Source organism: Azospirillum isscasi (assembly GCF_030849505.1).
In the GTDB taxonomy this organism is placed as follows: Bacteria; Pseudomonadota; Alphaproteobacteria; order Azospirillales; family Azospirillaceae; genus Azospirillum; species Azospirillum isscasi.
In genome coordinates this window covers 1-11,134 of the sequence record NZ_JAUJFI010000175.1, presented here as the reverse complement: position 1 = coordinate 11,134, position 11,134 = coordinate 1, and the positions used below count along the sequence as shown (strand labels likewise).

The 11,134-nt window shown below is 71.0% G+C and carries 13 protein-coding genes; 8 read left to right on the top strand and 5 right to left on the bottom strand.

Annotation, left to right across the window (positions count from 1 at the left end; translation table 11 throughout):
• On the bottom strand, nt 1-901 hold a 901-nt coding region (locus QSG27_RS24425; RefSeq protein WP_306710745.1), incomplete at its 3' end, for a PAS domain-containing protein.
• Between the two features lie 171 nt (nt 902-1,072).
• Between QSG27_RS24425 and QSG27_RS24420 the strand changes: the two genes are divergently transcribed.
• The 6 genes from QSG27_RS24420 to QSG27_RS24395 all read left to right on the top strand — a co-directional run bounded on the left by QSG27_RS24420 (nt 1,073) and on the right by QSG27_RS24395 (nt 6,279).
• The gene (locus QSG27_RS24420; RefSeq protein WP_306710743.1) at nt 1,073-1,498 is read left to right on the top strand and encodes a YqaA family protein; all 426 of its coding nucleotides are present in this window, start codon (nt 1,073-1,075) and stop codon (nt 1,496-1,498) included.
• Nucleotides 1,499-1,516: 18 nt separating this feature from the next.
• Nucleotides 1,517-2,008: a YbaN family protein gene (locus QSG27_RS24415; RefSeq protein ID WP_306710741.1), complete on the top strand. Its 492-nt coding sequence runs from the start codon at nt 1,517-1,519 to the stop codon at nt 2,006-2,008.
• Nucleotides 2,009-2,192: 184 nt separating this feature from the next.
• Nucleotides 2,193-3,656, top strand: coding sequence for a cytochrome c oxidase accessory protein CcoG (ccoG, locus tag QSG27_RS24410; RefSeq protein WP_306710740.1), 1,464 nt, complete (start codon nt 2,193-2,195; stop codon nt 3,654-3,656).
• Nucleotides 3,657-3,686: 30 nt separating this feature from the next.
• Entirely contained in the window at nt 3,687-4,262 is a 576-nt protein-coding gene (gene mog, locus QSG27_RS24405) for a molybdopterin adenylyltransferase (RefSeq protein WP_306710738.1), read from the top strand.
• A 130-nt stretch (nt 4,263-4,392) separates the two neighbouring features.
• Complete coding sequence (locus tag QSG27_RS24400; RefSeq protein ID WP_306710736.1) at nt 4,393-4,959, top strand: hypothetical protein; 567 nt, start codon at nt 4,393-4,395, stop codon at nt 4,957-4,959.
• A gap of 111 nt (nt 4,960-5,070) precedes the next feature.
• Nucleotides 5,071-6,279 carry an NnrS family protein gene (locus tag QSG27_RS24395; protein WP_306710734.1) on the top strand — a complete coding sequence of 403 codons (1,209 nt, stop codon included), beginning with the start codon at nt 5,071-5,073 and terminating at the stop codon, nt 6,277-6,279.
• Here the strand turns inward: QSG27_RS24395 and QSG27_RS24390 are convergent.
• The gene (locus tag QSG27_RS24390) at nt 6,231-6,989 is read right to left on the bottom strand and encodes an HAD family hydrolase (RefSeq protein ID WP_306710731.1); all 759 of its coding nucleotides are present in this window, start codon (nt 6,987-6,989) and stop codon (nt 6,231-6,233) included. The two genes, QSG27_RS24395 and QSG27_RS24390, sit on opposite strands and share 49 nt — an antisense overlap.
• Nucleotides 6,990-7,156: 167 nt before the next feature.
• Between QSG27_RS24390 and QSG27_RS24385 the strand changes: the two genes are divergently transcribed.
• Both QSG27_RS24385 and QSG27_RS24380 read left to right on the top strand, forming a co-directional pair.
• Nucleotides 7,157-7,297, top strand: a complete 141-nt coding sequence (locus tag QSG27_RS24385) for a hypothetical protein (protein ID WP_306710729.1) — start codon at nt 7,157-7,159, stop codon at nt 7,295-7,297.
• Nucleotides 7,298-7,459: 162 nt separating this feature from the next.
• Entirely contained in the window at nt 7,460-8,308 is an 849-nt protein-coding gene (locus tag QSG27_RS24380; RefSeq protein WP_306710727.1) for a class I SAM-dependent methyltransferase, read from the top strand.
• On the opposite strand, the gene QSG27_RS24375 is transcribed toward QSG27_RS24380, so the two are convergent.
• From QSG27_RS24375 to QSG27_RS24365, 3 genes are read right to left on the bottom strand one after another with little or no spacing between them, the layout of a single operon-like run.
• Nucleotides 8,283-9,275: a threonine ammonia-lyase gene (locus QSG27_RS24375; protein WP_306710725.1), complete on the bottom strand. Its 993-nt coding sequence runs from the start codon at nt 9,273-9,275 to the stop codon at nt 8,283-8,285. The genes QSG27_RS24380 and QSG27_RS24375 overlap by 26 nt on opposite strands.
• A 3-nt stretch (nt 9,276-9,278) precedes the next feature.
• On the bottom strand, nt 9,279-10,034 hold the full coding sequence (locus tag QSG27_RS24370) for an SDR family oxidoreductase (protein ID WP_306710723.1): 756 nt from the start codon (nt 10,032-10,034) through the stop codon (nt 9,279-9,281).
• Between the two features lie 6 nt (nt 10,035-10,040).
• Entirely contained in the window at nt 10,041-10,907 is an 867-nt protein-coding gene (locus QSG27_RS24365) for an NAD(P)-dependent oxidoreductase (RefSeq protein ID WP_306710721.1), read from the bottom strand.
• Nucleotides 10,908-11,134 lie beyond the last annotated feature (227 nt).

The following is an 11,134-nucleotide window of genomic DNA, read 5'->3' as shown; positions in this document are numbered from 1 at the left end:
GGCGGCGGAAACGCCATTTCCAAGCCTCAGCAGAGGCAAAAAGCCGAAATATGTTCGTTTTTCCGCGACCTGCTAGAAGCTCCGCCGCGCGCCCGTTCCAGGCGACCAGACGGAGCCCCCGGTCGAACGCCATCACCCCCTGGCCCAGCCCGTTCAAAACGGCCCTGGTCTGGTCCCATTGGGCCTCCAGCGCCTGTTCGGTGCGCTTGCGGGCGGAGATGTCGCTGACGCAGGCGAGCATGGCGTCCTCGCCCCGGAAGCGGAACAGCCGGGCGGAGACCATCGCCCACAGGTCGCTGCCGTCGGGCCGGCGCAGCCGGGTCTCGAACCCGTCCACGCCGCCCGCCCCGTCGCGCAGGGCGGCGAGCAGCCGTTCCCGCTCCGCCGGATCGGTGTAGTAGGACTTGGCGAAGCTGCGCCCCACCACATCGTCGAGCGGCACCTCGAACAGCAGGCCGGCGGGCTGGTTGACCGCGAGGACCAGACCGTCGGACAGCCGCGTCACCACCAGGGGAACGGCGATGGCCTGCATGATCTCCCGCCCGGCCTCCCCGGCCCGGTCGCCCAGCACATCCTCCAGCCCGACGAAACCGGTCTCCTCCGGCGGGGCTGCCGCCGTGCCGCCGCCGCTGGCGAGGACCAGCGTCAGCCCGCCGTCCTCCCCCTCCGCGGGGATCAGGACCGGACGCCCCCGGCCCGGCGCCGCGGCGAGGGCGACGGGCTGCCCGGCGCGCAGCCGGTCCGCCGCTCCGCCGTCGTCGGGCAGAAGCGCCGCCAGGAGGGAGCCGAGGCTGTCGCCCGGATGCCCGCCAAGACACGCGCCAAGACGCGCGTGGAACGCGGCGTTGGCCCAGACCAGGCGCCCTTCGGCATCGAAACGGGCAAGGCCGGCAGCGGCCATCCGCAAACACTCCCTTCCAAGATCGGGGGCCTGACACCATGCGGCCTGAAACCATGCACAACAAATCTACACCAGATCACCGCATCCGCACCATGGCGCCTCCCGCATTCCATTCCCGTCACCCATGTTCTAGCCTCCGCCGTCCCCTTCCCCGAAAGGACCGACCGCCGCATGTCCGAGATCGCCGCCTACGGCGGGCTGTTCCTGACCGCGTTCCTGGCCGCGACCATCTTTCCGGCCCAATCGGAAATCCTGCTGGCCGGCATGCACGCCACCGGCAACTACGATCATCTGGCGCTGCTGCTGTTCGCCACGGCGGGCAACGTGCTGGGGTCGGTGGTGAACTGGGCGCTCGGGCGCTATCTGATGCATTTCCAGGACCGCCGCTGGTTCCCCGTTCCGCCCGCCATGGTGGCGCGGGCCACGCGCTGGTACCAGCGCTTCGGCATGTGGTCGCTGCTGCTGGCCTGGATGCCCTTCATCGGCGACCCGCTGACGCTGGTGGCCGGCATCCTGCGGGTGGACATCCGGCTGTTCCTGCTGCTGGTCACGGCGGGCAAGGCCGCCCGTTACGCGGTGCTGGTCCTGGCGGTGTGATAGTCCTACATTCTACCCATGGATGACCAGACCGCCGGATCGGAGGGCACGCCCCTGTGCGCCTCCCCCTTGCGGCGCCGGCTTTGGCTGGCGCTGGGCTACGCCGCGGTCGGGCTGGGCGTCGCGGGCACGGTGCTGCCGCTTCTGCCGACCACCCCCTTCCTTCTGCTGGCCGCCGGGGCCTTCGCCAAGAGCAGCCCGGCGCTCCGCGACCGGCTGCACCGCGACCCGCGCTTCGGTCCGCTGCTGCGCGGCTGGCAGGCCGAAGGGGCGATCCCCCGCAAGGCCAAGATGGCGGCGCTGACCGGCATGAGCGCAAGCTGGGCGATCGTGGCGCTGACCGCCAGCCGCCCGCTGGTTCCCGTCCTGGCCGGGGCCTGCATGGCGGCGGTGGCCGCCTACATCGTCACCCGTCCGTCCCCGTCCGGCCCGGCCATCGGGGACGCGGCGCCCGGCGGCGCCGCGGCGGAGGACGGCGGAAACGTTTCCGCCCTGCGAAACGAGGCTTGAGCCCGCCGGCCAACGGACGTATTACAACGCCACCATCCGGCCGGTCACCGGCGCCGCGGAAAAATCCTTGTTGTCTCTAGGGATTTTTCAAATCCGTTCACTTCTTGATCACGATCAAGGGGCGTTCGGGGCACGTCCGCTATTGTCCGGTCTTGCGTCCCTATCCGGAGCCAAGGCAGACGATATGCCCGACGGAAGCGCTGTCACGCCGGCGAAGATCCAGTTTTTCGAAAGCCAGAAGAAGATCCACCCGAAGGCCGTCTCCGGACGGTACCGGCGCTGGAAGACCATCCTGACCTGGGTGCTTCTGGCGGCCTTCTTCGTCGCCCCCTGGATTCGCTGGGAGCGCGGCGCCGACGCGCCGGCCCAGGCGGTGCTGCTCGACCTGACGACGCCGCGTTTCTTCGTCTTCTGGATCGAGATCTGGCCGCAGGAAATCTATTACCTCACCGGCGTGCTGATCGTCGCGGCGCTGGGGCTGTTCCTGGCGACGGCGCTGGCCGGGCGCGTGTGGTGCGGCTTCGCCTGCCCGCAGACGGTGTGGACCGACCTGTTCGTCTGGATCGAACGCGCCTTCGAAGGCGACCGGGCGGAGCGCATCCGCCTGGACAAGGCCCCCTGGACCGCGAAGAAGGTTCTGCGCAAGGCCGGGAAGCATGCCGGCTGGCTGGCCGTCTCCGTCGTCACAGGCTTCGGCTTCGTCGCCTTCTTCACCGACGCGCCGCGGTTGGCGCTCGACCTCCTGACCTTCAACGCCAGCTACGAGGCGGCGGGCTTCTTCGCGATGTTCGCGGGCATGACCTACGTCATGGCCGGCTGGACGCGCGAGCAGATGTGCTACTACATGTGCCCGTGGCCGCGCATCCAGACCGCGATGCTGGACGAGCACAGCCTCGTCGTCACCTACGACACGCTGCGCGGCGACACCCGCGGCCCGAAGCGCAAGTCGCAGAGCTGGGACGAGCGCCGGGCCAAGGGCTTCGGCGACTGCATCGACTGCGGCCAGTGCGTGCAGGTCTGCCCGGTCGGGGTGGACATCCGCACCGGCGAGCAGGCGGACTGCATCAACTGCGGCCTGTGCGCCGACGCCTGCGACAACATCATGGTCGCGCAGGATCTGCCGAAGGGCCTGATCCGCTTCGACAGCCTGGCCGCCCAGGAAACCCGCGCCCAGGGCAAAACCTACCAGTGGCGGCTGATCCGCCCGCGCACCATCGTCTACGGCCTGCTGATGCTGGTGATCACCGGCGCCATGGCCTGGAGCTACGCGCTGCGCCCGCGGCTGGACATCGCCGTGCAGCGCGACCGCGCGCCGCTGTTCGTCACGCTTCAGGACGGCACCATCCGCAACGCCTACACCTTCAAGGTCTCCAACAAGACCCGGCAGAACCGCTCCTACTCGCTGGCCGCCGGCGGCATCGCGGGCGCCGAGGTCAAGGTGGTGGGCGAGGCCGAGGAGGACACCGGCAGCGCGGTCAGCCACATCTCCGCCTCTCCGGACAGCGTGGCGACCTACCGCGTCTACGTCACGGTTCCGCGCGCCTCCGTGCCGGAGACCTCCACCCCCGTCACCTTCGAGCTGACCGACACCACCAACGGCGACCGGGACAGCTACAAGAGCGTGTTCCTGGGGCCGGGCGACAAGTAAGCCCCCGAACGGATGGAAGGACCGCCGCCCATGACCGCGCCAACCCCCGCACCCGCCCGCATCGGCCCCGCCCGGATTGGCCCCGCCCGGATTGGCATCGTCACCGTGTCGGACCGGGCGAGCCGGGGCATCTATGAGGACAAGGGCGGCCCGGCCATCCGGGAGGAGTTGGAACGCATCGTCGCCTCCCCCTGGGAGCCGGTGGTCCGCGTCATCCCCGACGACCGGGAAGGCATCGTCTCCACCCTGATCGAGCTGGCCGACTGGGAGCATTGCGGTCTGATCGTCACCACCGGCGGCACCGGCCCCGCGCCGCGGGACGTGACGCCGGAGGCGACGGAGCAGGTCTGCGAAAAGATGATGCCCGGCTTCGGGGAACTGATGCGGTCGGTCAGCCTGACCGTGGTGCCGACCGCCATCCTGTCGCGCCAGACCGCGGGAATCCGCGGCAGCAGCCTGATCGTGAACCTGCCGGGCAAGCCCTCGGCCATTCACGACTGCCTGATAGCGGTCTTTCCGGCAATTCCGTATTGCCTCGATCTGATCGGCGCGGCGCGCATCGAGACCGACCCCTTGGTCTGCAAGGCATTCCGCCCGAAGTCCTGAGATTCCGCCTATACCCTTTTTGCGCGTGCGGGAAGGGATACCATCCGCATGGCCATGTTGCCTTGCGGGAACCCGCTCTCACCTTTTTCGTTCGGAGGGGAGCGGGGTCCCCGATCAAGGTGAGCCAGCCATGCTGTTCGATTTCGAGCCTTCGGGCATCAACGACACCTATCTGCGCCTGACCCGGCGCGGCGTTTCCTGCATCGTCGCACCGGCGGGGGCGTGGAACGGGTTGCTCCGGGTCAACTACATCGTCGCCGGATCGCCCGGCGGCGCCGACCCGCACATGATCTACCGCTGCCTGGACGTCGGGTGGGACGACGGGCGCTTCTGCTGGAAGGGCCGCGCCGCGCCGGTGATGACCACCTCGGCCATGGTGGACATCCTGCTGGAGCGGAGCCTCGTCACCAACGGCGAGGCGGAACGGCTGCTCTTCGGCATCAACAGCCCGGCCTCGGGCGGCTCCTCCGACGAGACGCTCATCGCGCGGGCCATGCTGCTGGGCTGCAGCTTCTCGCCCATCTACGAGGATATGCCTCTGTCCGACGGGCCGCCGCGCGTGGCCGGCTTCGCCCTGCGCACGCTGGCCGACCCCGGCGCCTTCGTGCTGACGGCCCGCGACGGACTTCCCGTGCTGGACGGAGCGGCCCGCGACGCGCTGAAACGCCTGATGGCCGAGAACGGCATCGCGGTCTGACGGCGAATTTTCCGAAGGCCGTGGATTCTGTTTGACGGCGGTCAAAGAAGGAGGACCGCCCCCGGCGCAGTGTGACGGCATGACCGATGCCTCCAACGCGCGGGGAACGCCATGACCAGCTCCGTTGCCGACCGACCGGACCGTCCCCCGGTCCCCTTGATCTTCGCCTACGGGTTCCGGCCCTTCTTCCTGCTGTCCGGCCTCGCCGCGCCGGTGCTCCTGGCCGCCTGGATCGCCGTTCTGGCGACCGGGTCCTGGCCGGACGGCGCCGTTCCGGCGGCCTCCTGGCACGCGCACGAGATGCTGTTCGCCTTCGTGACCGCCGCCGTGGCCGGCTTCCTGCTGACCGCGGTGCCGAGTTGGACGGGCACGAAGGCCCTGTCCGGCCTGCCGCTCGCCGGGCTGACCGGGCTGTGGCTGGCCGGGCGGGTGGCGCTGCTGCCCTTCACGGGCGTGCCGCTGCCGGTGGCCGCCCTGTTCGACCTCGCCTTCCTGCCGGCGCTGGGCGTGGCTCTGGCCGGCCCGCTGGTGGCGGCGGGCAAGATCCGCAACACCGCCTTCCTCGTCCTGCTGGGGCTGCTGACCGCGGCCAACCTGCTGTTCCATCTGGACTGGCTGGGCCTGCTGTCCGGCGGCACCGCGCTGGGCGAGACGCTGGCCATCGGCGTGGTTCTGATGATGGTGGCGGTGATCGGCGGGCGCATCGTCCCGGCCTTCACCCGCAACGCCCTGCGCCTGCAAGGGCTGGACGGCACCGTCGTCTCCCGCCCCTGGCTGGAGAAGGTGACGCTCGTCTCCACGCTGCTGATGATCCCCACCGACCTCGCTTTGCCGGGCGGCGTGGTGGCCGGTCTGCTGGCGCTCGCCGCAGCGTTGGCCCACGCCCTTCGTCTGGCGGGCTGGCAACCGGCGAAGACGCTGGACCAGCCGATCCTGTGGGTGCTGCATCTCGGCTACGGCTGGGTGCCGGCGGCGCTGGCGCTGAAGGCCGCCCATCTGCTGGGCCTCGGGATCGACGGCTCCGCCTGGGTCCATGCCCTGACCGCGGGCGCCTTCGCCACGATGATCGTCGCGGTGATGACCCGCGCCTCGCTCGGCCACACCGGGCGGATGCTGGTGGTGACCCGTCCGACCGTGACCGCCTATGTTCTGCTGACCGCGGCGGCGGTGCTGCGGGTGCTGGCGCCGGAGCTGCCGGGCGGCCTCTACTGGATCGCCCTGGAGGGCGCCGGTGCCGCCTGGATCGCGGCCTTCGCCCTTTACCTGTACGTCTACGCGCCCATCCTGCTCGCCCCCCGGGCCGACGGCCGCCCGGGCTGAGTCCCCTTGGGCTGAGCGAGGCCCATCGCGCGTGGGCTGCGTTTCCCGATGAGGCTGGAGGCGAAGCGGCGCTGGAGATCTTCCGGATCGCGGAAGATCTCCGCGCAGCCGGCGCGGCGCAGATCCGGTTCCGCGAATCCCCCGCACAGCACCCCCACCATGGTCAGCCCGGCACGCCCGGCGGCCTTGGCGTCCCAGGGGCTGTCGCCGACCACCACCGCCTCCTCCGCCGGCAGGCCCAGCTTTTCCAGCACCGCCTCGAAAATGTCCGGATGGGGTTTCGAGCGGTCCGCATCGTCGGACGAGGTTTCCACGTCCACCAGATCCGCGATCTCCGCCGCCCGCTTGTAATGCTCCAGTTCGTCCCCCTTTGCGGAGGAGGCGAGCGCGATGCGCAACCCTTCGGCGTGCAGGTGCTGGAACAGGCCGCGCACCCGGCGGAAACCGCGGACCTTCGGCATGTATTTGCGGGCGAACAGCTCGTGCCGGAAATGGTCCAGCTCGCCGGCGACGCGCGCCAGATCCTTTTCCGGGACGAAGACCGGCATCAACTGGTCGCCGCCCTTGCCGATCTGGGAGCGCACCGCGTCGAAGTCCGCGTGGTAGCCGAAATGCCGGATCGCCTCCACCCAGGCGTGGGCGTGCAGATCCACCGAGTCGACCAGCGTGCCGTCCACATCGAAGATGACGGCCCTCAGAACGCCGCTCATCGCCGCCTCCTCACCATGCTTCACGGGTGTTTTCGGGGGTATTTCCCTTCGAACAGACGGCGCGGCGCGGCGTTCCAAAGGGCGGATTCACGCGCGATGGAATCTGTCACATGAACCCGGCATAGCTGTTGTCCGTTCACCCTTCACACAGACCGGGAAGAACGGACATGCCCACCAAGTTGAAGAGCTACGCCTCCCTCATCGGCCGCGCCCGCCACGCGGTCCAGCGCTTCAGCCGCCGCCGCGCCCGCCGCACGCCGATGGAGCACCTCGACCTCGGGCTGTTCCAGAGCGACATCCGGCTGTGACCGGCCACAAGGTGACGCGCCCTCCATCGGATGGCCTCTTTCGCGCCCATGATCGCGCTCCGCCATAGGACTCCTCCGCCGGCCTAGGCGGGCAAGCTGAATGTTGCCGCCGGAACCGGCGCGCTATCGTCGCGCGGTCCATCCAGCGGAGCGCCAGCGCCCATGACCGCCAGTTTCGAGGAACAGTATTTCTCCGGCGCCGCCCTCTACGGCGACGATTTCGACGCGGCCCGGATCGCCGGCTGGTACGGCGTCGAGGCGCGGGACCCGGCGGAGGGCTTCGCACGCACCGCGCCCGACCGGCCCGGCTACCGCTACGAATACCACGCGCTGAACCGGCGGCACGCCTTCCGCTTCCTGGCCGGACGACGGTTCCGGCAGGCGCTGGCCTTCGGCTGCGCGGCGGGGGACGACGTGGCGCCCATCGCCAAGCAGGTGGACCACTTCCTGGCCGTCGAGCCCATCGAGCGTTTCTGGAGGACCGACATCGCCGGCACCCCAGCCGAATACCGCCGGCCCACGCTGGGAGGGCGGATCGACTGCGTGGACGGGGCGAACGACCTGACCGTCTGCCTCCACACGCTGCACCACATCCCGAACGCCGGCGCCCTGCTGGCCGAGTTCGCCCGCGTCACCGCCCCGGGCGGGCTGTTCGTCCTGCGCGAGCCGATCAGCACCATGGGCGACTGGCGCCGTCCCCGCCGCGGCCTGACCGCGAACGAGCGCGGCTTTCCCGTGCCATGGCTGGAGGAGCGCTTCGCCCGGCTGGGCTTCACGGTGCGGCAGCGCCGCTTCTGCTCCTTCCCGCTGACCGAGCGGCTGGGGCCGCTGCTCGGCGTCCCCCTGCCCTACGGCAACCCCCTGCTGGTCCGGCTGGACGAGGCGGCCTGCGCGCTGACGCGGTGGAACATCGCCTACCACCGCGACTCGCTGCGCCGGAAGTTCGCCCCAGGCGCGGTCTATTACGTGCTGGAGCGCGACGCCGCTACGACGACGCCAGCGCGCCCGTGAAGGTCGCCGGATCGACGTTGCCGCCGCTCAGCACCACCACCACGGTGCGCCCCGCCGCGGGCAGCTTGCCCGTCAGCACGGCGGCCAGCCCCACGACCCCGCCCGGCTCCACCACCAGCTTCAGCACGGTGAAGGCATAGGCCATGGCGGCCTTCACCTCCGCGTCGGTGACGGCGAGGCTGCCCGACAGCGTGTCCTTCATCACCGGGAAGGTCAGGGCGCCCGGAGTCGGTGTCAGCAGCGCGTCGCAGATGGAGCTTTGCCCACCGGCGTTCTCCACCCGCTCCCCCGCGGCCAGCGAGCGCGCCACGTCGTCGAACCCCGCCGGTTCCGCCGCCCACAGGCGGGTATCGGGAAAGGCGTGGCGGACCGCCGTGGCGACCCCGGACATCAGCCCGCCGCCGCTGCACGGCGCGATCACGTCGTCGGGAACGGCGCCGATGGCCTGCACCTGGGCGGCGATCTCCAGCCCGACCGTGCCCTGCCCGGCCATGATCTGCGGGTGGTCGTAGGGCGGCACGGTGGCGGCCCCCCGTTCCCTCGCGATGGCATTGGCGATGTCCTCACGGCTTTCGGTCCAGCGGTCGTAGAGCACCACCTCCGCGCCATAGCCGCGGGTGTTGGCGATCTTCAGGGCCGGGGCGTCGCCGGGCATGACGATGACGGCGGGAATGCCGAGCAGAGCCGCCGCCGCGGCCACGCCCTGCGCGTGATTGCCCGACGACCAGGCGACCACCCCGCCCCGGCGCTCCTCCGGGGTCAGTTGCGACAGGCGGTTGAAGGCGCCGCGGAACTTGAAGGACCCGCTGCGTTGCAGGACTTCCGGCTTCAGCAGCACGCGCCCGCCGACCCGCCCGTTCAGCAGGGCGTTCTCCAGCAGCGGCGTGCGCACGGCGACGCCCTCCAGCCGCCCGGCGGCCTCCACGATGTCCTGATGGCCGATGGCGAAGGTGTTCGACGCGGGCATGGCTCAGCGGCCTCCGGAAACGTTGAGAAGGGCGCCGGTCACGTAGGACGAGGCGTCGGACAGCAGCCACAGCACGGTTTCGGCAACCTCGTCCGCCGTTCCCGCGCGCCCGGCGGGCGGGATCAGGGCGGGGTTGTCCAGCCGGTTGCCGATGCCGGGAATGACCTGGATGTCGGTGTCGATCAGGCCGGGCCGCACGCAGTTCACGCGGATGCCCTCCTTCGCCACCTCGCGGGCGAGGCCGACGGTCAGGCTGTCCACCGCCCCCTTGCTGGCCGCGTAGCCCACATACTCGTTGGGCGAGCCCAGCACGGCGGCGATGGAACCGATGTTGACGATCCCCCCACCCGGCCCGCCGTGGCGGGTGGACATGCGGCGCACCGCCTCCCGCGCGCAGAGGACGGCGCCGGTCACGTTGATGTCCAGCATGCGGCGCAGGTCGTCCGGCGCGGCCTCGTCCAACCGCCCGTAGGGGCCGATGATCCCCGCGTTGTTGACCAGCCCGGCGGTGGGGCCGAAGCGGTCCTCCGCGGCGTCGAACAGGGCGCGGATGTCCTCCTCCCGCGCGGCGTCGCCCCGCACGGCCTGGGCCTGCCCGCCGGCCTCACGGATCGCCGCCAGCGTGGCCTCCGCCGCCTCGGCGTTGCCGATGTAGGAGAAGGTTACGGCGTGGCCGCGCCGCGCCGCCATCCGGGCGACCGCCGCCCCGATGCCCCGGCTGCCGCCCGTGACGACCAGCGATTTGAGCGTGATGGACATGATGCGTCAGCCCTCCTGCGGCTTGCCGGCCAGCTTTTCGAAGATCCGGACGAGCGCGCCGTCGCCCTCCCGTCCCAGCCCCACCGCGGCGGCCATGGTGAAGAGTTGCAGAGCGGAGGCGGCCAGCGGCGTCGGGACGGTCAGCCGCCGCGCGGCGTCCATCACGTTGCCCAGATCCGTCCCGACGATCCCCAGCGGCCTTTGCGACGGGATGTGGAAGGGACCGGCGGCGAGGATCTCCGACAGCCGCTGCGGATCGACCCCGGCGCGGATGCCGAAGGCCGTGGCCTCCGCCACCGCCGCGGCGTGGATGCCGGTCAGCATCTGCTCCACGGCCTTCACGGCGGAGCCCTGGCCATGCTCCGTGCCGACGCGGTGCAGCGTGCCCGACGCGGCGGCGATCAGATCCTCCGCCCGCGCGAAGGCGTCCTCCGGGCCGGAAGCCATGACCACCATGCGCCCTTCCGCCGCCCGCACCGGCCCGCCGCCGACCGGCGCGTCCAGCATCAGCAGGTCCCGCTCGGCCAGACGGCGCCCGATGGCGGCGGCCACGTCCGGCGGAACGCTGGTGGACTGAACCACCACGCCGCCCTTCGGCAGGGTGCCGGCCACGCCCTCCGCGCCGAACAGCACCTCCTCCACCTGCTCCGCCGTGGCAGCCAGGACGATGACGCGGTCGGTCCGGCGCCCGACGTCGGCGGGCGAGCCCGCGGCCTCCCCGCCGTGGATGACGAGGCTCATGCATTTGGCGGCGTCGAGGTCGCAGCCGACGACGCGGAAGCCGGCGCGGAGCAGCGACAGCGCCACCCCCATGCCCATGGAGCCGAGACCGATGACGCCCGCGCTGCGGGCTGGTTCTGCGCCGTCGCTCATGATCCCCCCAGCCTTCCGACCTGTCCCCTTGCCGGGGCCGTTGCGTGGAAGTGTCGGGGGTGCGGCGATGGGCGTCAAGTCATGGCAACGCCGTCAGGCCCGTATCCGCTTCGGTACGCGCAGGAGCACCCACAGCACCAGCAGATGCGCCGCCGCCCAGGCCAGCGCCGCGGCGGGCATCAGCCAGTCCGGCGCGGTGCTGGCCGCGGCGACGCGCAGCGCGGCGG